Here is a 23,862-nt window from a genome sequence, read left to right as displayed (position 1 = left end):
CAACTTACTTTTTCAGTAAGTTGTGGGTATTTCTCTGTTATCGTTTGCTTCAAGTGGGAAACAGCCAGACATACGCTATATGTTGAAGCTAGTGCGGCAGCGCCATTTTGTGTTAATTAGAAACTGTAAATCAATTGAGCAAGGAGGCTTTGCTTATCTTTGTTCTGACCAGCTGTTAAAGCTTTAAGCTCCAAATCATCATACTGAACTGTCAGTATACCGTTTTTAAACACAGTATACTCAACCCCGAATTCAGCACCTTTAACATTGTCAAGAATGCCATAAGTTGTATCAGCGTATCTACCACAATCAAGAGTGGTCAGTTCGGCAGGATCGAAACCTTTCTCAGCATCTCTGTAACCCACCCACAAGCCTAAGGAACCTACTTTATCTTTTTGGGCACCACGATATTTAAGTTGGGCCATCCAGGCTTTTGCCTCATCGCCATTGTTATGGGAATTAGCATGGTCGGAATCATTCAGGCCATACTCACCGGTTATGGCGAAGTCTTTAATTCCTGTATAACTTAAGCCAAATGACGTAGTTTTATAAGCAAGATCATCCTTATCAGCAAGGTAGGATGCGGTCAGGTTGAGGTTTTTATTGATAGTCGCATCAATATTGGCAGCTTTAAAATTCAAATTTTCTGGCGTAGCATAGTCGTCCTCGTATATTCCAGTATCATATTTAAAGGCACCTGCAGTAATTTTTACCTTGTTACCGCCGCTTAACAACAAACCATCACAATTGCCAGTAATATCGGCAATCATACCTTGCCCCAACCAGATAGGCTGACGGCCAAAGCTATAGCCTACTTCACCCAGTTTGCCATTGATATAGGCTTGTCTCAGCTTGGCTTCAGAACCAGCACTTTTGCCCCACTCTGATTGTGATTCATAACGGCCATGGAAAGTAACATTTTCAGCTATCGGTGCTTCCATGTTTAAACGCAGACGAGTGCGTTCCTTAGTACGATCAATATCAGTGTCTGCCTTGTCCTGGTAATCATACCGTGCCCGGATTTGACCGGTGAATTTTACGTTAGAAGCATTTTTCTCAAGATTGTCAACGCGAACGCCGAGGTTGTTGAGTTCTGCGCCGAATTCGGCTTTCAGAGCTTCAATTTCTTTTTGAGATGCAGCGTCTGCTTTGTCGCTGTTAGCCATAGCTTTGGCTACGATAGTAGCAACTTCATAACGGGTAAGGGTTTTGTTACCTTGGTAGGTACCGTCGCCGTAGCCGGAGATTACGCCAGCTTGAGCAAGTTTGTTAATAGAGTCGTACGCCCAGTGTTTTGCAGGCACATCAACAAAAGGATTAGCAGGAGCGGCCAGCGCTGTTCCTGCTACGCTCATTGCAAACACTGCTGCAAGAGCCATAGCTGTTTGTCTTTTCATTGTGTTTTCCCCCTTAGGTTTTTAATTTTGAGCAGTTACCTAAGAAGAAATTATCTAAGTATCCATAGTTTCCTCAAATCCTCCTTCTTAGCCTAACGACTCAGTATCTAAGCGCCCGCTTTTTGCGGCAGGCGTAGAGACCGATATTCATCAATACATTCTGGCAAAAATTACTTCACATATACTCTTTCATACTCTCTAATTTGCGGCAATCCAATCAATTCGTTAAACTCGGTAAACTTAATCATTTCGTCCATCATACCGGCTGTTGTACCTGTTTGCTTCAGATTTTGCATCAAACGGGAAATAGCCAGACATACGCTATATGTTGAAGCCGTGGGATAGATGACAATATTAAATCCAATTTTTTCAAGTTCTTGGTTTAGCAGTAACGGGGTACGGCCTCCCTCAACCATATTTGCGAGTACCGGCACATTGAAAGATGAAGTTATCAGCTTCATTTCGTCAATGCTCTCCGGTGATTCTACAAATAACAAGTCTGCTCCCGCTTCCTCATAAGCTTTGGCCCGGTCGAGTGCTTCGTTAATTCCATGAACTGTCCGGGCATCAGTACGGGCAATAATAACTAAATCTTCATCGCGTCTGGCGTCAACGGCAGCCTTAATTTTACCTACCATTTCTTCTTTGGAAACAACTTGACGTCCAGTCATATGACCACACTTTTTGGGTGCAACTTGGTCTTCAAGCTGAATCGCCGCAACTCCGGCTTTTTCATATTCACGTACTGTACGCATAACATTTACCGCATTGCCGAAACCGGTGTCGGCATCAGCAATTACCGGAATGCTGACAGCCTCCACTATATTAGCGGCGCGAGCTACCATTTCAGTCATTGTCAACAGGCCGACATCAGGTTTACCCAGATGACTGGCAGCCTGTCCATAACCTGTCATATATACTGCCGGAAAGCCGGTCTTTTCAATTATTTTAGCCGTTAATGCGTCATGAGCTCCAGGTGTAACAATAATATTTTTCCCAGCTAGTAATTGTCTTAAAATAGTAGTTCTTTTCATACTACACATCCTTTTCTATTTTGAAATGTTTTTTTGCAAATTGTAAACTAACGTCACCGTATTTTTGGCCCAAAACGCCAATGGAATATAGTAGGTATTGCTCGTCAAAAATAAATACAGGTTCTATTGGCAAAAGAGAAATACCAGGGTTTTTAAAGGCTTGTTTAACCACAAATTGCTTTTCTTCCGGCGTACGATGCGTAAATAGTCCGCCAACAGCGAAAACATGCTTGACCCGCCGCAAATCTCTTCCGATTGGAATACCCGGTATAATCCCCATAACTGGGTTAAACTCTTGTGAAATATAACCCGCGTGTCGTTTTAATGCCACCTCAATAGCACAAATTGCTAAAGCCAGATCAAAATCTTTTTCCTGTGGAGACTGGCTTATATGTCCGGGGTTTTTTTCCAGAAAAACAGCATAATTGATTAATTGCTGCTCCAGTTCTTCGCCTTTATAGCCGATTTTACTTAGAACACCTAGTGGGCCGATAGTCTCAACAATGCCAGTCGCACTGATGCGTAAGCCAAGGTTACCTTCAACCGTGCGGTACGAGGGCTGTTTTTCGTTATTGATGACCAGCCCTTTTTCCTCAATGGTAAGTTTTTCGAGCCCCGGCATGACGGAATGAATATCGGTAGTCGCTCCGCCAATATCAATGACTAGGATATCCCCGATGCCCTCTTGTTCAAACGTTCCTTTAGCTAGCAGTTCTGCGCCCAGAAGCACCGCCCCCGGAGTTGGCGTGACCTTTTTGTCAGATACAACATTGAGCAGTTTATTTAAACCCTTTGCTACAGTAATTTGCTTGATAAACTGCTCATGAATCGCGTCCCTGGCCGGTTTGACTTTTAATTCATGAATGGTAGGCATAACATTCGGAACACGAATATTCGCGACACCACCGCTTGTTAATATCTCAGCTACTTCACCCTGGGCATTTTTATTACCGGCAATAATGATAACAGCGTTAATTTTGGATTTTACAATAATTCTCGCATTTTCAAGCATGGAATCCTGATCGCCACCGTCAGTACCGCCTGCCAGCAAGACAATATCTGGCTTTATTTCCCGCAATACCTGCAAGCGAAATTCAGGCAAATCCTCGCAACTGACGATCTCGAGTACCCTGGCACCCGCACTCATGGCTACCTCTTTGGCAGCCTTAGCTGTTACCCGTGGCATATATCCAAGAGCTACCATCCGCAGCCCCCCAGCTGCACTGCTGGTAGAAAAAGCAGCCGCCTCGCGGCAAACTTCCACTCCAGTTAATGCTAATGCCTGTTTAGCTGCCAATACTCCTATTTCAATATCATCAATCGTTGTCAAAGCCTGCGCTCGGGCAACAAAATCAAGTACCCCATCTGCCAACCAGAAAGCAGTCAACTTCGTATAAGTACTTCCCACATCAAAGACGATTATATTTGCCTGCACAGCTTATCACTCCTACTTTGGGCTACCCATTGCGCACAAATACATATCCTTCTAAAATACGGCGAGCCGTTCTGGCAAATGCTGCCCGTGACAAGTTACCATTCTCAAAAGCCGCTTCAATCTCAATGACCCCGGCAGGATGTCCAATCCGGATTATGTCGATTGATTCAATATGTGGAATAGCCTCATGCACAATTGTACCGGGGATTTTGGCCGCTGCCCCGGTGCAGGCGGTTCCGGTTCCAGGATACGTTTTATGAAGTACCTGCATGAACATCATTCTTGATAAGAAATCAACCTGCTCTTTTTTAATTGTTTTCCCTGTTGTAAAGTCAATATAATCCGCGGCAGGAGCGACAAAAGCAACCATCGGAAATGCCGGACTTTTGGCTGTTGCAGTAGCAATATCAGGTGCCATGCCGATCATTACCGTGGCTTGTGCACGGATTTCTTCCATTAGCGCTAACAGCTTCGGATCGCCATTAATCTCCTGCGGCGTTTCACGGCCTGTCATGCCTACATCTTTGGCACGTACGAATACGCAAGGATTGGATACATCGACAATAGAAATCTCTAGCTGCCCCACACTTGTTTGAATGGTATCCACTGGCTTGCCGGTAGGCAGAAGTTTGTTGGTTACAGAACCGACCGTACCCGAAAAATCCATCATAATTCTTGCCCCAGTTCCAGGGACACCGTCTATTTTACAGTCACCGTTTACCTTGGCACGGCCGTTCTCTGTCGGCACTTCAGCGATTAATATTTTGCCGGTGTTGGTATTGTGAATTCTCACTGTCGTAGTCGGTTCTGTGGCAGCAACAAAGCCTTCATCAATAGCGAACGGACCGACACCGGAAGAAATATTACCGCAATTGCCGGAGTAGTCGATGTAATGGGTATTGATACTGACCTGACCGAAGGTATAGTCCACATCAGCATTCGGATGGGACGAGGGGCCAATGATGGCAACTTTGCTAGCCAGCGGATCAGCTCCGCCAAGACCGTCAATTTGACGCACATCCGGGCTGCCGAATATTTCCAAAATCATGTTGTCCCGCTGTTCCTTATCTTGAGGCAGATGATTCGCTTTCAGATAAATTCCCTTACTTGTACCCCCACGGAGAATAACGCAGGGAATTCTTTGCATTTCATTCATTATAAACCCTTCCTCTCCAATGCTTTTATTGTCCATTCAACGCATTTTTCCGGATCAGTCCCCGGCCCAAAAAAAGCTTCCACTCCCAGGAAAGCGGGGCCTTCCTTAGACATTTTTTCCTCAAACAAGGCATGCTCCTCTTCTTTTTCTGCAATCCTGCCGCCGGCAAGGAGAACAACTTTATCACTCATACCAAGCTCAGTAATACGTTTCTGCACCCGCGGGAAAAGCTCTCTGCCCAGTCCTAATAAGTTAGCAACACCAATGATCTCAGCCTTGGCTTCAGCGGCTACTTCGGCCACCGTTTCAGGAAGATTCATACCGCGTAAATATATGACTTCATAACCCGCAGCTTCAAAGGCTTCCCGAATCATGTTAATCCCCATAACATGCGCATCTGCACCAACTGTTGCCAAAACCATTTTCTGTTTACGGGTGGGTTTTTTATCTTCCGGCACTACGACTGGCTCACTGGTTACAGCAAAACGCTCAGCAGCGAGGTTTAGCGGCGTAAATCCAGGAACATATCGTTTAATTCCGTCTTTATCCCGGTGAGTTTTTACATAACGTTTGAGATCCCATCCCCCGGCGCGTGGGCAGTCCATAATGCCAGCCTTGCCAGCATGAACAATCTTGTTAATCAGTTCGTCCTTATCGTATTTACGCCAGAAACTCTCCCTGATTTCATCTGGAGCAAGGGTGCGATTCACGCCGAGAACGCCTTCGAGCACAGCCATAGCTTCGCTTAATATTTCATTTTTGCGTTCCTCAATATAAGGATCGCGGATATCAACTTTAATAGTGTTTTCAAATACATTCTGTGTTCCCCAAATTGCTTTGGCCATAGAAGCACCAGTCGGTATCCCTACAGATTCTGCAGCCTTAGGACGATAGAAATGTGCTCCGCCCAGTTTAGCGCTGATTGCCATCCGAGCAAAATGCGCAGACTCAGCAACTAGATCACCCGGGGGATTTTGGAAAGTCTCCGGTACGGCGATAAGACTCTTACTCCACATTGTTTCTTTAAAGGCTTTCATTGTAGCTAGATCTGCCAACAAATTTAAACCGGTTACGTTCATCTGTACAGCGCTAAGCTCTGCCGGTAATCCAGCCAAAATACCCAAACCCTCTGCCAGCAGACACATAGCCAAGGCCATTCCATCTGTACCGCCAATATTGTTAAGATGTTTATGGGAATCGATCTGCACAAACATGTTATGCTCGCCGCAAATCTCGAGAGCCCGAAAACCATTAATCACCTTGGTCTTATAATCATGGATGCCCCGGCCGCCGTAATGTACATGGATAACTGGACCGATATCTGTACCGTCAAACCCGGCAAGCAGCGCGTTAATGATCGATAGGTGAGGCGTATCGCCAGTAGCATTGATCCGCATCGGATGGATCGAACCACCACCCAATTCAACTAGCTTTCTTTCACCAAAAGGTGTAATACCGCCTTTACCGCGCGATTGCTCAATTAACTCCCGGCCATTAAGCGGGTCAATATGTCTTGTTGCTTCAGAGTGTACAAAGTGAAACAACTGAATACCCAGTTTTTCGGCCATATTATACATTTCCAGCGCTTCTTTATAAGTCTCCTCTGCCGTGTTGCGACCAAGGATCGGGTTCTGTACCGGCATACCCGTTTTTTCCGCTTGTTGGGCTAATTCATAAATCCGATAACCGCTGCGCAGAACTCCGCAAACTTCGCGCGGATAAGGAACAGGGAGCCCGACAATTGATCCGTCTTTGCCAATTGTCGGCATGGGAACACCAAAAGTCTCAGCATATGCTTTAACTCTGTCATAGTCTTCAGTAATAATTTGAATTGTTTTTTCTTGCATTTTGCTTGGCACCTCCTGCTTAAGTTAGTTAATATTTCCTAATTTCAACTCTTGCCGCACCCGATTTATTAATCCGCCAGCCTTAATTGTCATCAGTACGTTATTAGATAACGCTTGGCCGACTAGGGTTTGGTCTCCTAGGCAAATAGTGCCTTGTTCGATATCAACCTCAATCACATCTCCCTGTCTAACGCAGTCCCGAATGTCGGCAAGCATGACCGGCAAGCCGATATTAATAGCATTGCGACGAAAAATGCGAGCAAACGACGAAGCAATAACCAGACCTACTCCCGCCTCTTTTAAGGCCACAGGAGCCTGCTCCCTGCTCGATCCACAGCCGAAGTTCTTACCGGCAACAATAATATCGCCTTGCTGTACCATCTTGGAAAAATCAGGGGTTTTGCTGCCAGCCATAGCATAACGCGAAAGTGTGGAAAAATCCTCTGCCATCGCATAACCAGGCAATATTTGGTCAGTATCTACATTATCGTCAAATATCCATGCACGACCTTTTATTGTACTCATTTTATATCCCCCCCCATTGCGATAAAGTTCCCGGACTGGTGATTTTACCGCGTACAGCTGTTTCCGCTGCTGTTGCCGGAGAAGTCAAGTATATATTGGCGGCACGGTGTCCCATGCGTCCAGGAAAATTACGATTGGTAGTCGATACTATCACATCGCGCTCAGTTCCTAAACCCTGATGCGCACCAAAGCAGGGTCCGCAGCCGGGATTTGTTATTACAGCACCGGCATCGCGTAAAATCCGGCACCATCCAGCCTCTTCCATGCTGTTTAATATGTTTCTCGATGCAGGAATAATCAATAGATTTACATCCGGATGAACTTTATGGTACTTTAATACATTGACTACTTTTTCAACGTCATTGAGACGCCCGTTTGTACAACTGCCTACAACAACCTGAGTTACCACTACATCACTGAGTTCAGCTACAGGCTGGACGTTTGCCGGAGAATGGGGACAAGCAGCTACTGCTGCTATTTCGTTTAAGGACAGCTCAACACTTTCTGCAACGGTATTGGCTTTTGCTTCCTCACTGAAGCAAGCTATCATTGCCCCCATTTCAATTCCCATGTTACAGATAGTCATCCGTTCCTCTATACTGATGCCAGCAATCCCCTGCCCAGTGAAGACTACTGCCTTATCAGTAAGACCATCAACACCAAAGCGTTTGATTAGCGTAAGGACAATATCCTTACCGCTGACATATGGTTTAATCTGTCCAGTCATATGAACCTCGACTACTAACGGCACTTCGAGATCAATCGTCCCAGTTGCCATCGCTGCCGCTAGTTCGGTAGACCCAACCGGGATAGCAATAACACCATAACCGCCGGCCGTACAGGTATGAGAGTCAGCACCTACCAAAATTTGTCCGGGCTGCAGTCGGTGGCTTTCCGACAACACCTGATGAATAACGCCCTGCCCCTTATCATATAAAGTTATCCCATATTTTTGGGCAAAGTCTTTCAGTATCCAATGCATAGTTTTAGCTTGAACTGTAGCTGCAGGGAAGATATGGTCAATCACCATGACTATCTTATGGGAATCAAAAACATGGTCAATACCAATCTGCTCGAATTGTTGAATAGCCATTGGCCCGGTAACATCGTGCGCAGCAACCAAATCCACCTTACATCGTATCTCCTGCCCCGCCGTTACCGTTTCTAAGCCTGCCGCTTTTGCCAAATACTTCTCAATAAAATTCACGTACAACTCCCCTTTATTTCACAATTGCAACAGTAAGCTCATTTGATACCATAGAAGCCTGCTTGCATTCCAGAAACCCAAAAAACTTCAACAGTCGAAAACCCAGTTTCCCTCAATAACTTAAGATGAGCATCAATGGTTATCGGCAAAAGTTCACTTCCATACCGCCCGATATGTTTATCTACGGCATCAGGTCTTTTTCCGTTCTGAATTTGGGCCGTACGCCAGCGTTTAAGACCGATTTGGATTGCGGCTTCTGTATTTGGTTTAATGGTTTCAAATGTAACATATATCCCTCCTTGTCTAAGCTTATCAAAACAATTTTGCGTGGCTTTTCTACGGCCTTCTTCGTCTAAATAATGATGAACCATAATGGCGGTAACAACATCAAATTTGTTAGGATAATCTAAAGCCTCGCTACCTGATAAAACATAGGTTATTTCGAATTGTTTCAGTTTTTCAGCCGCAAGCTTTACCATTTCTTCTGCTGGATCTGCAGCTACAACCCTTAATTGGCCAAATTCTTTAATTACCTTTACCAAGAGCGTTCCTGTGCCGCATCCGGTATCAAGCCAGGATTGCGGCTTTGAAATGGCTTCCTTAACTAGATACAAAGTCTCGTCATGGAACATATGGTATCGCGGAATAGTCTTACAAACGTTAGCATCATAGTCAATGGCCGCCTGGGAAGTTTTATTATCTTGCATAACACATACCTCTTTCTTAAAACTCTGTATCTACCAGTGCAATTGCAGTCTCTCTTACATTTATGACAAATAAATAGTCATTCAGCCAGCAATGTACACACTGCTTGTACTTTATAAAATATACTTGCAAGAACTGTACCAATTGTTAAACGACAGTTTCAACGCTATTTCTAGTAAATAACTTTAATCGATATTCCTGAAAAATAAACGTTTCAAGCTGTTACATGGGTTATTGTTGTAAAAGTTGATTAGCGTCCTTACTATTGCAACTCTGAAAACCATTTCATAACTGCAATGGTTTTCGCTGATGATCTGGAGCAAAACCGTAGATAAAAAAACAAACTGCCAGGTTACCCCGAGCAGTTTGTTTCATAAAATCTCCATGTTTTCATGATATTTTAGTCTTACTAAAATATTCTGCCATACTATTCTTACCATGAATAATTCTTTATGTCAGTGGAATATTATATTCCCGCATCTTTCGCCACAAAGTAGTATTGCTAACTCCAAGCCGTTGAGCCGTATGACAACGGTTATTGTCCGCCTGCTTTAGTACCCGTAAAATAGCCTGTTTTTCCGCAGCCCTCAAGATGACTGCCAAATTGTCATCTTCACTACTCACCGCTTTTTTATTCACCGCTAACGAATTATAGAGATGGGCAGGAAGATGGCAAGCCTCAAGTCTTTTTTCTTCGACATCCACCATATTCAGTGCACTTTCAATGCAATTTTGTAATTCCCGAATGTTACCCGGCCAGGGGTAACTCAGGAAAATATCACATACATCCTGAGATATCTCAGTTATATCTTTCCCAAATACTGGGTTATATTTAGCTATGAAATAATTAGCTAAGCGTAAAATATCTTTACCCCTTTCACGCAATGAAGGAACGCGAAGTTCTATTACATTAATACGGTAATATAGATCCTCGCGAAAACGTTTTTCTTCAATTAGCTGTTGAAGATTTTTATTTGTTGAAGATATAATGCGCACACTAATAGGAATTGGCTTAGTACTACCTATTCGCGTGACCTCACGCTCCTGAATTACACGCAATAGCTTTGCCTGTAAGTCCCAATCCATTTCACTTATCTCATCAAGAAATACTGTTCCTGTATTTGCCGCCTCAAAAACTCCTATATTACCGTTTTTCTTGGCGCCAGTAAATGAACCATCCACATAGCCAAATAGGTTGGCTTCTATCAGCGTAGACGGTAAGGCGCCACAGTTAATTGCGATAAAGGGTTTATCACTGCGATCACTAGCATTATGGATTGCTTGGGCAAACAGTTCTTTGCCTGTACCGGTAGCACCATAAACTAAAACGGATGAAATGCCTTTTGCCACATAATTAACAATATTCTTGCATTTTTCGATAGCATCACTCTGACCGATAATATCTGCTAATGTATATCTGGCATACTGATATTTTTTAACTTCATTGAGCAGCTTTTGTTTTTGTGATACTATAGCCTGATTGTTAAACCCCAAACCATATTCCTCAGTAATAGGAATGCGTACCGCAGTGACACCATGTAGGGAAATAGACTCACCGATAACAGGTTTCTGGCCCTGCATGGCAGCATATGCGGCTTGACTAATTTTCCCGATGAGTTTTTCGCTCTTACAGCCGGTATGGTCTGCCGTTTCTAAACGACGTCCAGCTTGGTCAAAAAGTACGGCATCACCGCCAGCAACCTTGGCAATCATCGGCAACGCTTCCGATAGTGCTTTACGCAGTTTATTATTACGTTCTATTCGCTCTACGTTGCTGCAGCAAAGCACGTAATCGCCAATCGGTAGTGCCCAAGCTTCGGCTTCTTCGATAAATTGCGATGCCCCAGATACCGGTTGCTGCTGTTGACCGGCCTGCCTAGCTATTTCATATACTTCGCCCTGGTATTGGGCTATTTCTTGTCCATGTGTATCAACACTTCTAAGCCTGCGCCCCATCTTGTCAGTCACAGTGGCAAATCCCCCTGTAATACGAGCGATAAAAGGCACCGCTGCATACAGATGATCCAATAGTTCGTTATTATCCATTATTTCACCTGCCATTGAAATAATTACTTTTATGTCCACTGCAGTCCATTGGTAAGTTAGAGACCGTATACGCTCCGTTATTCCCCATACTGTGTAACAAGGCTTCTAACACTCCGCCGCTAATTGCTCTGGCTTTATCCGATATAGTAAAACAATGTTCGCGGCGGCAGCGGGGATCAATATCACCTAATTTCATACCAGTCTTAACTGTAAGACCAGTTTGCAATAAACCACGCAATATGCCGGTAATTGCAACTTTAACAGGAACGCCGTCTATATAACCGACAACTTCACCAGCAGCTAGTCTGTCACCTATTTCCCGGCACCCAATAAAATTGCCGGAATTTTGAGACTTTATTAGCCGCTCGATAGTGAACCCCCCCACATTCCCCGGAATACCAGTATTATCACTCGCTGCCCCCTGATAAATAACTCTCCCCAAGTTATGGCCTCGGTTTGTTTCCACTACGGCATGTACATCCAGACCTGCAATAAAGCCAGGTCCAACACCAATCACTATTGGTGCATCAGTGATTTGAGTACCAATGTTACGTTTGGCGATAATCGCGTCAACTATCGCCACCGGTTTAAGTTTGTCAATAACCTTTTTTACTAAAAACGGTTCTGAAGCCAAAAGCACAGGAATTTGACCAATAGACAACACTTCAGGCACTTCATCGAGGGTAACCACCTTAGCAGTCACGCCTTCCACTGTCATCGGTGAGTTTTGAATGACTGACTGAGCAAAAGATACCGTCCTGCGCACAACTGTCGGCTTATCTAATTCCAGAATTACTGCGCGGAAGTGAGTTTGATGCAGGCGGTTGGTAATGCCAGTAGCTATGTCACCACCACCTTTCACTATGACTATATCTCTCATAATTGCATACCTTTCTAACTTAATTTTCACTGTACTGCAACACCTGAAAAGTATCTGTATAGATCCGTTTTTATATTTCCATGGCTACTGCCAAACTTATTGCTTTACTTTATAGTATAGGTGTAAACTAGATACAGGAAAAGTGAATATTTATAACGCAGTAGTTCAGAATATTTCATCTATAGCATAGGAGTGTGGAATTGCTTTGAGCTTGAATAAATACGAGGTTTTTAATTCGATTGTAACCTTAGGCAGTATGTCCAAAGCGGCAGAAGCTCTTAATTTATCCCACTCTGCAGTTAGCCATACTATTTCCAGCCTGGAAAGCGAACTAGGCTTTTCTTTGCTTACCCGGAGCCGCTCAGGTGTAGTCCTAACCAGTAATGGAAAACATCTACTGCCATTTATAAATGAGCTTTTGCACAATAACGAACGCCTAAGAAAAGAAGTGGCCGCCATCAACGGTTTAGAAATCGGTACCGTGCGTATCGGCTCTTTTACCAGTGTCTCTAGTCAATGGCTGCCCGGAATCTTTGCCCAATTTCACCAGTACTATCCTTCAATAGATGTTGAGTTATCTGACGGAAATTACGATGAAATTGAGAACTGGATAGAAAGTGGCCGTATTGATTTTGGCTTTGTCTCTTTGCCAACAACGAAAACCTATGAAGTTCTTCCACTAAAGAAAGATCCGCTGCTATTCATTCTGCCTCCCGAACATCCCCTAACCCAAAAATCCAGGTTGAATTTTGATGATATTGCAGAAGAGGAATTCATTATGCCACATTGGGGTAGTTACGATGATTTAGGCAGGATTTTGCGTGATAATGGAGTGAATATAAGAAAAAAATATGAAGTATCAGATGGCCGGACCATTATATCCATGGTAAACAAAGGCTTGGGTATCAGTATTCTTCCCGAAATGGTCCTAGCCAACAATACAGAAGATATTCGCACCATATACTTAGATCAATCCTATTACCGAAAAATAGGTATTGCCGCCTACTCACTAAAAAACTGCTCCCCAGCAGTGAAGAAGTTTATTGCGTGTACAAAATCATGGTTAAACGCTCACAATCTGCTCGATTTTTAAAACATATCAATTATTTCTAAGGGTCATCCTTTGCAATTAACAAGGGATGACCTCTTTTGCTTTTCCTATTTTCACATTTGACCAGAAGCGAGACTAAGTGCCCGACGAACCAAGGCTTTACCGGCTCTCTTTTTATATATGGCCGAAGCTCGTTGGCCTAATGTCGCACTAATTTCTTGAAAAGCAGCTTCTACACAGATGTTGAGATTGTCAGCAGTAATCGTCCTGCCTAACCAAGCCTGCTCCGCACTGCGCACTCGGAAAGGGTTAGGCGCAACAGCCCCCATTGCAATCCGGCAATCGGTAACATACTCATTGCTTGTTACGATAGCGGCTACACTGATCCGGGAAATAGCCAGTGCGTTGCGGCGAGCTAGCTTAACAAAAATACTGCCTGCACCATCAGGAAGAGCTTTAAACGAGATTTCTTTAATAACCTCATCTCCACCCAGTTTGGTCTTACCCATTCCCAGGAACAGGTCTTCGAGTGGCATTTCCCGCTCACTGCCATTAGATACAATTTTTACGGATGCATCAAGAGCAATGAGAGCTGGTACCGTGTCTGCAGCAGGAGAAGCATTACAGATATTGCCGCCAAGCGTTCCAACATTACGGATTTGCGGTGAACCGACGGCAGCCGCGGCTTGAGCCAACAGTAAGGCATTCGCGCGAATAAGCGGCGATCGCTCAACCTCTGTGTGGGTGGTCATTGCTCCAATTACTATGGTATCGCCGCTCAATGTAATGCCTTTCAATTCTGGAATTTTATGCAGCGCCACAATATAGTCGTAGTCCAGCTCGCCCTCCTGTAGAGCAATCACTAAGTCTGTGCCACCAGCTAACATTTTAGCTTTCTCTTTCTTTTCGGCAAGAATAGCAAGCAGCTCTTCCAACTGTTGGGGCGCGTAATACGAACACGACATGGGCATCATCTCCCCCATCTTTTTCCACTCTTCCTTTACTCGACAACCTCAATATGAAGCTTACGGGCGGCAGCTTTCGCTTCAGTTACTGACGGCAGCGCATTTTTGATAACAAGGCGGCCACCCCCTCTGTTTAGGGCCTCAATCATTGCATTTTTCCGGGTTGCATAAATTGTGACCCGCTGCAATTGCGGTTCATCAACCTCAACAATCTCTACATGCAGTTTGGAGTCTATCACTTCATTCATAATCTTCCGATACAGCTCGGCGTTGTCAGTGCTTGCCCCATGCATTGCTGCCATAAGTATCCCTGGAATATTGATTCCCCGGCGGGCAAATAGTTCTGGATATAATTCCACTTTCACACCGGTAATTTCGCCCTCAACTAAGGCATGAGCTATCCGTGCTGTATTGGTTGGCGAGCCTACCGCTTGACTACTGCCGCCAACGACGGCATCACCGAAAGGCTTAATGATTGAATTGGCTCTGCCAGCTAAAGCACGCGCTTCGGTTTGAGCCTCCTCTATCGTGCTTTTAATCCGTTCGGCATCCTGATCCTTGGTTTCCTGACTAATAAAGTATTCGACCGCCTCATTCGTTTTGAAAAATGGTTCCATATACTTAATAACAGTAGGCACAATATGCTTTGCAGACAAGGGATGCACCGCGGCAGCCATGGCTATCATAACATCTGGCGGAACGGTTACGGGAATGTTGGTCTTAACGACCAGATTAGCTGTTAAATGTCCAATTAGTACTCCCCCGCCAAGATGAGCGGCGCACAACCCGGCAACCATAACCCGGGGAGTGCAAGGGGTAGCAATGGTCGGCGATAAAGCTAACGAAATGGCTTGCCCCACCTGGTCAGGTGTTGCTTCAAGCATTTCAGCGACTACGGCTGCCGTAGCTGCGGCGCCAGCGCCAAATCCTTCCATATTACAACCAGTTGTTGATTTTCCAGACCGGAAAATCACACCGATTTTTAATAATAAGGCTACTAACCTAGCCACTTCCTGCTGATCTTCCAACGTATCCAATAACGCTTTGACCAAGCCGGTGTAGGTGCAGGAATCGCCAGTTCCTGCACAAGGCATAAGCCCTACAACATGATTTCCTACCTGCGCGGCAAGGGTATACTTTAGAATTTTGTTAACAAACTTGTCACCAATTATGGTAACTTCTTCATCGGCCAGATCTTGTCCGATTGTACCCATTAAAAAACTTTTGCCTGAAGTCAATCCCATCTCCATGGCATACAGGTTGTGGCAAAATGTTGCCATAACCGAGGAAGTTACTTCTTCCCTGTTCATTTTATTGGCAGCCATTGCTTCCTCAATGACAATATCGCTTACTCTAACATTAAGTTCTTTGGCCAACTCAATGCAATCACCGATTGTCAGACACCCGGGAGTATATCCCTTTTTGAGCATTAAATCGAGAAATTCATTCAATATACCCACCCTTCCCCACTACAACCAACAGTCTGTAAATACAATTTATTTTTTAGTTCTAACACTAACACCGACCATTTCTTCCAATAAGGTAATAACAGCAGAAATATCCTTGCGTCCTAACCCCTTGACTTGGGCCTCTTCATAGATAGCCTGCGCCGCATTCCCCACTTTCAGTGGCATGCCAAGTTCTTCAGCAGTCTGAATAGCCATAGCCAAATCTTTATGTTGCAAATCAATAGCAAATCCTGGTTCAAAACTTCCTTGTAAGATAAAGCCTGGAACTTTGGCTTCCAGTGCATAACTGCGGCCTGAACTGACACTGATGACTTCCAGCATAGTATTAGGATCTAGGCCGGCTTTCGCACCTAATGTAAGGGCTTCAGTCACCGCAACCATGTTAATGCCTAAGAGCAGATTATTAACAAGTTTCATGGTATCCCCAGCGCCTACCGGCCCTACATGATAGATTTTTTTACCAATAACATTCAGTAATTCCCGGCAATCCTCCAGAACTGCCGCTTCACCACCCACCATTATCGTCAAAGTTCCGGCACTTGCTCCAGCCACACCGCCGCTAACCGGAGCATCCAGGTAATGTACGCCTTTAGTGGCAGCCAGTTTAGCCATCTTTTGGGTGTGGCCAGGCGTAACACTGCTGAGATCAATAATGATTTGTCCTTGATGACTGCCTGCGAAGAGACCAGCCTCTTGAAGCAGGACATTTTTAACAATCGCCGCATTGGGTAATGACATGAATATAATGTCTTTGCCACTAGCAGCTTCTTTGAGGTTTGCTGCCCCCTGAGCTCCTTGGCTGATCAGTTCCTGCACAACCTCCTGGCAAATATCAAATACGGTTACTGAATACCCGGCTTGCAGGAGGTTTTTGGCTATAGGTTTGCCCATGGCTCCCAAACCGGCAAATGCAACACTTTTCATAAATTTTCTAATCTCCTAAACATTATTCTTGCTAATCAATAATCCGCTAAAACTTTAGCGCAAGCCGTCTTCGCCTTTTATCTGGTCAACGGTTAATCCCCCGACCCGGGGCAGCGGTCTGCCACCATTGGTCATAACAACACATAGCATTATTTCATTGGCTCGTGGTGCATCAGGAATACGGACTTCCATAGCATCAAAATGTGACCGCACAAATGCGGCATCTTTGTGTCCCAACGGCACATCAATTGCAGTTCCGGCTGATCCCATTTTTTTGGCTGAAGGTATCAGCGCTTTACCGCCGCCAATATTTTCCCGCATCGGCGTACCAAGTTTGGGATGAAGCAAGGCAGCTGCATGTTCCAGTTCACCATTTTCGCCGACAATGGCCGCCTTACCATAGCTTTCCACTTGCTTCCCGTCCAGCCCTAAGGCTGCTACCGCCTGCTTGGCAAGCATATCTCCCAGTTTGACACTAGCATCCGTAAGTGGCGTGAGATCTTCCACATACCTGCCGGCAAAAGGATTAGTAAAAACAGCAACAACTGCTGCTTTTTTAATGGGTGTAACTAATTCCCGACTGGCTTCTCGCCCGGTTTCTTCAATAATTGTTACGATTTTGCGAATTTCCAAGCCTTCCATTTTCATATAATTCCCTCCCTCTAAATTACAACTGGCTGATAAAGTTTGCGGGCAGCATTATGCCGCGATTATACACAAAGAGAGCTGCTCCGCTAATATGACCACTGTGATAAAACGTTAGCCCAGCTTGATAACCATTTAACAACGCTTTCTCTACAACCTCAGGCGGCAAATCATCAACCCCGCACACCACCTGATGCTCCCCAATATCCGAATCAGGATCAATATTTTTGGCAAATTCCAATTTGATAGTAGGATGGGGAGTATAGACAGCGTTAGCAACCGCTGTTGCACACGCGTCAGCCATTGCCGCCTTGGGAGCGGCAACAGTAACCGCGGTCGCAATTCCTTTGGTGAAGCTCCGTCCACCTAAACCACTTGTCGCAATTCCACCCACTCCGTCATTTGCTGTAATACGTAACACATGTGTATAGTTGCTGCCAATTACAGGTGCTACCCCTACTGTCACCGTTTCCTGGCCGCTAAGTCTTACCGCAATATCGCCTCCATTATTGACAATTACTTTAGTTGCTCCAGCTGCAGCCACCAGATAATCGGCCACCATATCAGCTATAGTTCCAGCCACAGCAGCTAACGGCGTAAGAGTAACATCGCCTGACTGCCTGACTGCAGTAATCATTTTTTGTAAGACCTCAGGATAATCGCTATACTCGCAACTTGTTACAAGTTCTGACTGTGGCTTTCTGGCAATATGTTTATATCTAGCCAAACCATCTAAGAGCGTAGCAGCATACTTTGCACCGTCAACCGCTGCCGGTTGTAGTGGCTGTCCGTCTCTACTGGCCTGTATCGTCATTTGCATTGGTCCATAATCCAGCGTAATTGCTCCTGATTCTTTATAAACGCTCATTTTTTTGTACCGCAACAACCTTAAGCAGGTCGGACAGCGGCTGAATGCTGGCAACATGACCACCGATTTCCTCATAGGTCTTGCGGGTCAGGGTATACTCTACCGGAGCTACCGTAGCCGGTGTCGGCACCCAGGTAAATGCCTTAGGCACTACCTTTCCTACGTCTACCATAAAGTTGATGCCGCCACCTGGCAGGATAAATACAGGCGCACCACCAATGGTCATTTTGGCTTGACCGGCATGTATGGCCTGGGACAATTTTACCGGATAGGTAGTCACTCCGGCACGGGCACTGCCGCCTGTGCCGCCAACATATACCGCTGAGACAACAGCATCTTCACAGTTGGAGGCAATTAAATCAACAACCGTTTGCACCTGTGGTGTCATGTCAATTTCTATTACTGACCCGTCGGCTTGTACTTCCACTAGACCGGCCTTCTGGCCTGTAGTCTCAGTAACAAGAATCTTCATGCCCGGCCGGGCAATGTTCATGTCGATTGATTTTACCGCTTTCACTGGTTCATCAATATGGGTCCCGCCCCAGCCATGGCCATGTTCACCAAAGTACCGGCCCCGGGTGCTTTTGCGTCCATTAGGTATAACACCACTGTACTGCATCCCCACTTCTTCTCCCGCCCGGTGTTCAGACAATAGCCCGATAACATGGTGGTCCAGAACAATTGCCTCATCGACAGCCCCTGCCATAGCTTTGGCAAACATGCCAACTGTCGCGCTGCCACAGCCTATCCGCATTTTTTTCTCAGCTATTCCACCAATTATCGGGGGATAGCCAACCTGCAGCTCCAATTTACTGCCTTTTTCCACTTGCAATTTGACACGCTCGCCGTTGGCTAATTCAACAATGGTACGGGCGGCGGCAAAACCAAATCTGCCACTTAAGGTATTGGCTCCGCCAATAGACAGCATTTTAGCACCATACTCTTCTGTATCCACCATACCGACAACCATGCCATCCCTGAGCACCTTAGCCCCTTCTTCTCCGATATGGGTATTGGCATCAATTTTAACCTTGATACCGCTATAACTAAGTGGTGCTTCAGTTACTACCGTTACTACCTCGACACCGTCCACAGCAGCAGACACAATGTGCGGCGCTGGCTTGCAACAGGGGTACTCTGTACCGGAACCGACTGCAGTAATCAACGGTTTGTCCGGTATTTGAGAATCTGGCAGGCCGGCATGCGTGTTTTCTAGCACCAACGGCCGGTTACGAACAAGTTTTCCTTTATTATTGGAATACCGGCGGCAAGCCCCTTCAAAGCCTAATTGAATTTCGCACTGGATAGGACAGGAATAACACATCACACCGCCCTGGGTTTGCGCATCTTTAGCTATGGCTTGACAGGGACATACCCGCACACACATACCACAGCTGGAACAATGCTCTTTCACCACGGCAATTTTATTGACAATTTCAATGGCGCCAAGGGGACAATGTTTGGCACACAACTTACATCCCTTACATAATTCATCGTGAATAACAATCATCGCAAAGACCTCCCTGTGCTGTTATGGCCTCAGATAATTACTTTACCTGCAGGAGGCGGCGTATTTCTGCTCTTAGTAACTAAAACTTTACCATCAACGATTACCAGGGCTACCCCGGGCAAATCTCCGGCCTCCATGGCAGTAAGAGCATCCTCACCTACTGATCCCATCGGTTTATCAATGATTACCAGATCAGCCTCTTTACCTGGCGCAATACTACCAGTATTTAATGAGTAAACCTGCGCCGTATTGCCTGTGGCCATAGCAACAGCCTGAGCAGCCGGAACCCCCGACAAGCTTGCCAACTGGGTAATCGTCCGTAGAATTCCTAACGGTATGACGCCAGTACCAGACGGAGCATCATTACCAATAATAACCCGGTGTAATTGATTCCGCTTTGTTAAACGGCGAACTACCAGATCGGCAGCTTTCGGATTGCCGCATTGCACAATTTCGAGCGCGAAATCGGTTTGTTCAATCAGCTTGTCAATCTCTAACGGAGAAATAGCGGTTGGTCCACCATTAATGTGGGAAACTACATCCGGCGCAACCTGGATCACATCATCAGCCGTAACAGTGGAACTGCCGGGAATGGACGTGCCGCCGGTATGCATCATGACTTTCATTCCCAGCTTTTTGGCCCACTTGACCATTGGTACCGCATCTGCCGGTTTTTTGACAGAACCAAGGCCAACTTCCCCCACAAGCCATACACCGGCAGCGGCCATTTCAGCAAAATCAGCTTCGGTAAGCCCCTGTTCCAATATTACGGCACCCCCATGTACCTTTACGCCGCCAGGGCGTTGTTTGGCAAAGGACTTAGCCGCCAGCACTGCCAGTGCTTTTACCCCCGCAGGGTCAGTTGGTCGTCCCGGGGTGTGACATTCACCTGCTGAAATCATGGTAGTCACTCCGCCATGTAATGAACTATCAATAAAATCACTCATCTTTTGCCGGGGAGTATAGTCGCCAATAACTGGATGCACATGAGAATCGATTAAACCAGGCATTACTGTCAGACCGCCGGCGTCAATAACCTTGCACCCAGGATACTTGGCAAGCAAATCGTTAGTGCCAATTTCGTAGATTTTCCCGGCCTCAACGTCAATAACAATAGTATCACTGTCCAATATTGGCTGGTTAATATCCCCTGACAGTAATGTGCCAATATTGGTTATTATGGTAATAGTCATAACCCTATCACTCCTTTATACAATTGCTTGTATTATTCAGCCTCATGTAAAGCACTTAACACTTTTTCCGGTGTTAGCGGCAATGAATAAATCCGTACCCCAATCGCATCATACACGGCATTGGCAATGGCCGCCGCTGTCGGAATGAGTGCAGGCTCACCTACGCCTTTGGCACCAAAGGGGCCAGTAGGCTCAGCAGCCTCAATAATGATTGATGTTATTTCAGGAACATCCAAAATGGTAGGAATTAAGTAATCAGTAAAATTCGTGTTTTTTATCACACCATTAACTGTTGTGATTTCTTCCATCAGTCCATAGCCTAGCCCCATTGTCGCTCCACCTTCAATTTGCCCCTCGACAAGTGCCGGATTGATGGCCCGTCCAACATCATGAGCTGCCCATATTTTTAGCACTTCCACCCGTCCAGTTTCGGTATCGACTTCCACGTCGACAACTTGGGTAGCAAAAGCATATGTTCCGTAAGGAATACCATATCCTGTTTCCGGATCAAGTGTGGTGGTAGCAGGATTAAACCAGCCGCTTCCCAAAGTCAGTTTTCCTTGTTTACGACAGCTGCTTATTACCGCTTTGATTGTTAATCCGGTTTGCTGCCCATTCTCCCAGACAATACCATCCTTAAACATAATGTTGGCCGGATCTTTCCCCAGCATGATTCCAGCTTCAGCTAGTGGAACTTTTTTGGCATCAATAGCTGCCAACACGGCAGCATTACCAGATATATAAGTCTGGCGGCTGGCTGAGGTTGCACCGCCTTCGGGAGTAACAAGTGTGTCGGCAGAAATAACCGTGATATCTGCCGAGGATATGCCTAATTCTTCAGCAACAATCTGCGCCATCACAGTACTAGAACCCTGCCCGATATCAGCACAGCCAACCTGGACATTTACTGTTGCATCATCCAGCCACTCAACAACAGCACTGGCCGGATTGGGCAAGGCAGTGTTGCCAATTCCGTACCACATACACCCTATTCCCGTACCACGTTTCTTCATTTCATTGCCTCCCCTTGCGCCCTGCCTACTGCTTGTTCCAGTGTCGGCATAATGCCCACACTATGGTTAAGCACCTGTCCGGTAGCAGTCACACTTCCCTCTTTTAGGCAATTCATCAACCTGATAGCATATGGCGACATTCCCAGTCGTTCGGCCAGCAAATCCATTTGAGATTCATGAGCAAAGGCCATCTGCGGCACCCCAAATCCTCGCATTGCCCCGGCAGTTGGGTTATTGGTATAGACGGCATACGCATCGGCATAGACGTTTGGTACTTCATACGGACCGGTGGCATGCACGGCCGCCCTGATAAGTACTGCCGGACCATATGAGGCGTACGCTCCGGTGTCACCAATAATCACCGTTTTTACAGCTGTCAACTTGCCATCTTTCGTAGCGCCTGACTTATAGTCAATAATATAGGGGTGGCGCTTAACTGATGTACTGATGGATTCTTCCCGGGTATATACCATTTTTACAGGCCGTCTGGTGTAGTAGGCTAATAGCCCCAAATAACACTGCACGGAAATATCGAGTTTTCCGCCAAAGCCAGCACCAGTCACAGCCTGTATAATCCTCACCCGGTTTATACCAATATCTAAAGTCCGGGCCACTTCTCGCCTATCAAAGTGGGTATTCTGCGTTGCCACCCACATTGTCAGCAGGGAACCGTCATACTCGGCAATGCCAGCCTCAGGTTCGATGTAGGCATGTTCCACGCGCTGGGTAGTATACCTATTTTCGACAATAACATCAGCTGCTGCAAATCCGGCTTCGATGTCACCTTTGCGAATTTTGCGAATAAGTAAAATATTTTTCTCGTGAATTTGCGGCGCTTCCGCCTGCATTGCCTCGTTAACGTCAAAGACTGCCGGTAACTCCTTAACCTGCACCTTGATCAGTTTTAAAGCCTCATTGGCTATTGCTTCCGTTTCTGCTGCCACCAACGCCAGGGCATCACCTACCCGGCATATTTTATCTTTGCACAATACTGGCTCATCTTTTAGCACAATCCCCGTACCATTAGGTCCGGGAATATCATCAGCAGTTAGAATTTTTACAACGCCAGACAGCTTGGCAGCTGCACTAGTGTCGATTGATTCAATAATGGCATGAGGCACCGTACTTCTAAGTACTTTGGCAATCAACATGCCGGGGCGACTGATATCGGCGGCAAATAGCGCCTGACCAGTAACCTTGTGTAAGGCATCCGGTTTAACAATTGAGACTCCTACACCATCCTTACTCATGGCAACATTCCCCTTTACAGCCTTCACTAACTGCTGCTACAGCCTCAACAATTTTCTTATATCCTGTGCAGCGGCAGACATTCCCTGACATAGCCACCTTAATTTCATCTCGGGTTGGCTCGGGATTTTCATCAAGTAAGGCTTTCGCCGACAATATCATTCCCGGAGTACAAAAACCGCACTGCACCGCCCCATGGTCAATAAAGGACTGCTGCAAAGGATGTAATGCGCCGTTATTGGCTAATCCTTCAATCGTAGTTATATTGCAACCGTCCACTACTAAAGCCAGCACTAAACAGGAGTCCACTGCTTTTCCGTCCAAGATAACGGTACAAGCACCGCATTCACCCACACCGCAGCCTTTTTTAGTCCCGGTCAAGCCCAAATCATCCCGCAGTAAATCAATTAACAATCGATCTGCCGCCACTTCTGCTTTGATTTTTCGACCATTTAGCATAAATTCAATCAGAGTCTTCGCCACTGTCATAACAACCAACCCTCCCCATAACAACCTAGCTTAAAATTAATGCAATTTTCGCGCCAATTTAATCATTATTCTTTAAAATATTGATTCCCGCCATTTTATCCAGTGTTATACGGGTTAGTTAAAAAGCAATTACCCTGAGTGCAGTGCCTTGCTATTTCAATGTTGAAATACATTTGGCAAGAAACTTGGGTTATCAGCAGTTATCTCTGGCAAATTCTAAGTTTGAAATGCCATTTCAATTATGAAAAGCCGCAA

Annotated in this window: 21 protein-coding genes; 1 reads left to right on the top strand and 20 read right to left on the bottom strand. The window is 45.6% G+C overall.

Annotated features, from left to right (window positions below):
* Positions 1-116: 116 nt before the first annotated feature.
* From ACZ449_RS03755 to yqeB, 10 genes are all read right to left on the bottom strand, one after another.
* Entirely contained in the window at positions 117-1,397 is a 1,281-nt protein-coding gene (locus ACZ449_RS03755; RefSeq protein WP_464259730.1) for an S-layer homology domain-containing protein, read from the bottom strand.
* A gap of 170 nt (positions 1,398-1,567) precedes the next feature.
* Entirely contained in the window at positions 1,568-2,431 is an 864-nt protein-coding gene (locus tag ACZ449_RS03750; RefSeq protein ID WP_464259729.1) for an isocitrate lyase/PEP mutase family protein, read from the bottom strand.
* Between the two features lies 1 nt (position 2,432).
* Positions 2,433-3,866 (bottom strand): glutamate mutase L, encoded by a 1,434-nt coding sequence (locus tag ACZ449_RS03745; RefSeq protein ID WP_464259728.1) that lies wholly within the window; start codon positions 3,864-3,866, stop codon positions 2,433-2,435.
* Positions 3,867-3,888: 22 nt separating this feature from the next.
* The gene (locus ACZ449_RS03740) at positions 3,889-5,022 is read right to left on the bottom strand and encodes a PrpF domain-containing protein (RefSeq protein ID WP_464259727.1); all 1,134 of its coding nucleotides are present in this window, start codon (positions 5,020-5,022) and stop codon (positions 3,889-3,891) included.
* Positions 5,022-6,869, bottom strand: coding sequence for a cobalamin-dependent protein (locus tag ACZ449_RS03735; RefSeq protein WP_464259726.1), 1,848 nt, complete (start codon positions 6,867-6,869; stop codon positions 5,022-5,024). Before ACZ449_RS03735 ends, ACZ449_RS03740 begins: the two co-directional genes overlap by 1 nt.
* Before the next feature lie 24 nt (positions 6,870-6,893).
* On the bottom strand, positions 6,894-7,394 hold the full coding sequence (locus ACZ449_RS03730; protein ID WP_464259725.1) for a LeuD/DmdB family oxidoreductase small subunit: 501 nt from the start codon (positions 7,392-7,394) through the stop codon (positions 6,894-6,896).
* 1 nt (position 7,395) lies between these two features.
* On the bottom strand, positions 7,396-8,601 hold the full coding sequence (locus ACZ449_RS03725) for an aconitase/3-isopropylmalate dehydratase large subunit family protein (RefSeq protein ID WP_464259724.1): 1,206 nt from the start codon (positions 8,599-8,601) through the stop codon (positions 7,396-7,398).
* 38 nt (positions 8,602-8,639) lie between these two features.
* On the bottom strand, positions 8,640-9,308 hold the full coding sequence (locus tag ACZ449_RS03720; protein WP_464259723.1) for a class I SAM-dependent methyltransferase: 669 nt from the start codon (positions 9,306-9,308) through the stop codon (positions 8,640-8,642).
* A 448-nt stretch (positions 9,309-9,756) separates the two neighbouring features.
* Positions 9,757-11,352 (bottom strand): sigma-54 interaction domain-containing protein, encoded by a 1,596-nt coding sequence (locus tag ACZ449_RS03715; protein WP_464259722.1) that lies wholly within the window; start codon positions 11,350-11,352, stop codon positions 9,757-9,759.
* Positions 11,353-11,356: 4 nt separating this feature from the next.
* Positions 11,357-12,262 carry a selenium-dependent molybdenum cofactor biosynthesis protein YqeB gene (yqeB, locus tag ACZ449_RS03710; protein ID WP_464259721.1) on the bottom strand — a complete coding sequence of 302 codons (906 nt, stop codon included), beginning with the start codon at positions 12,260-12,262 and terminating at the stop codon, positions 11,357-11,359.
* Between the two features lie 175 nt (positions 12,263-12,437).
* On the opposite strand from yqeB, the gene ACZ449_RS03705 reads away from it, so the two are divergent.
* On the top strand, positions 12,438-13,325 hold the full coding sequence (locus ACZ449_RS03705; RefSeq protein WP_464259720.1) for a LysR family transcriptional regulator: 888 nt from the start codon (positions 12,438-12,440) through the stop codon (positions 13,323-13,325).
* Between the two features lie 71 nt (positions 13,326-13,396).
* Here the strand turns inward: ACZ449_RS03705 and ACZ449_RS03700 are convergent, their stop codons facing one another.
* From ACZ449_RS03700 to ACZ449_RS03655, 10 genes are read right to left on the bottom strand one after another with little or no spacing between them, the layout of a single operon-like run.
* Complete coding sequence (locus ACZ449_RS03700; protein ID WP_464259719.1) at positions 13,397-14,248, bottom strand: FAD binding domain-containing protein; 852 nt, start codon at positions 14,246-14,248, stop codon at positions 13,397-13,399.
* Positions 14,249-14,283: 35 nt separating this feature from the next.
* On the bottom strand, positions 14,284-15,699 hold the full coding sequence (locus ACZ449_RS03695; protein ID WP_464259718.1) for an L-serine ammonia-lyase, iron-sulfur-dependent, subunit alpha: 1,416 nt from the start codon (positions 15,697-15,699) through the stop codon (positions 14,284-14,286).
* Positions 15,700-15,744: 45 nt separating this feature from the next.
* On the bottom strand, positions 15,745-16,641 hold the full coding sequence (locus tag ACZ449_RS03690; protein WP_464259717.1) for an NAD(P)-dependent oxidoreductase: 897 nt from the start codon (positions 16,639-16,641) through the stop codon (positions 15,745-15,747).
* Positions 16,642-16,695: 54 nt separating this feature from the next.
* Positions 16,696-17,289 carry an amino acid synthesis family protein gene (locus ACZ449_RS03685; RefSeq protein ID WP_464259716.1) on the bottom strand — a complete coding sequence of 198 codons (594 nt, stop codon included), beginning with the start codon at positions 17,287-17,289 and terminating at the stop codon, positions 16,696-16,698.
* Positions 17,290-17,308: 19 nt separating this feature from the next.
* Positions 17,309-18,154: a UPF0280 family protein gene (locus ACZ449_RS03680; RefSeq protein WP_464259715.1), complete on the bottom strand. Its 846-nt coding sequence runs from the start codon at positions 18,152-18,154 to the stop codon at positions 17,309-17,311.
* On the bottom strand, positions 18,141-19,664 hold the full coding sequence (locus ACZ449_RS03675; protein WP_464259714.1) for a DUF362 domain-containing protein: 1,524 nt from the start codon (positions 19,662-19,664) through the stop codon (positions 18,141-18,143). Before ACZ449_RS03675 ends, ACZ449_RS03680 begins: the two co-directional genes overlap by 14 nt.
* A 29-nt stretch (positions 19,665-19,693) precedes the next feature.
* Positions 19,694-20,857, bottom strand: a complete 1,164-nt coding sequence (locus ACZ449_RS03670) for an amidohydrolase family protein (protein ID WP_464259713.1) — start codon at positions 20,855-20,857, stop codon at positions 19,694-19,696.
* A gap of 32 nt (positions 20,858-20,889) precedes the next feature.
* Positions 20,890-21,870 carry a xanthine dehydrogenase family protein molybdopterin-binding subunit gene (locus ACZ449_RS03665; RefSeq protein WP_464259712.1) on the bottom strand — a complete coding sequence of 327 codons (981 nt, stop codon included), beginning with the start codon at positions 21,868-21,870 and terminating at the stop codon, positions 20,890-20,892.
* A complete protein-coding gene (locus tag ACZ449_RS03660; RefSeq protein ID WP_464259711.1) occupies positions 21,867-23,120 on the bottom strand; it encodes a xanthine dehydrogenase family protein molybdopterin-binding subunit in 1,254 nt (417 codons plus the stop codon). The genes ACZ449_RS03665 and ACZ449_RS03660 overlap by 4 nt, the downstream gene beginning before the upstream one ends.
* Entirely contained in the window at positions 23,113-23,607 is a 495-nt protein-coding gene (locus tag ACZ449_RS03655; protein WP_464259710.1) for a (2Fe-2S)-binding protein, read from the bottom strand. Before ACZ449_RS03655 ends, ACZ449_RS03660 begins: the two co-directional genes overlap by 8 nt.
* Positions 23,608-23,862: the final 255 nt, after the last annotated feature.

The sequence above is a fragment of the Desulfosporomusa polytropa genome (assembly GCF_055380075.1).
This window is presented reverse-complemented; position numbering and strand designations above follow the sequence as displayed.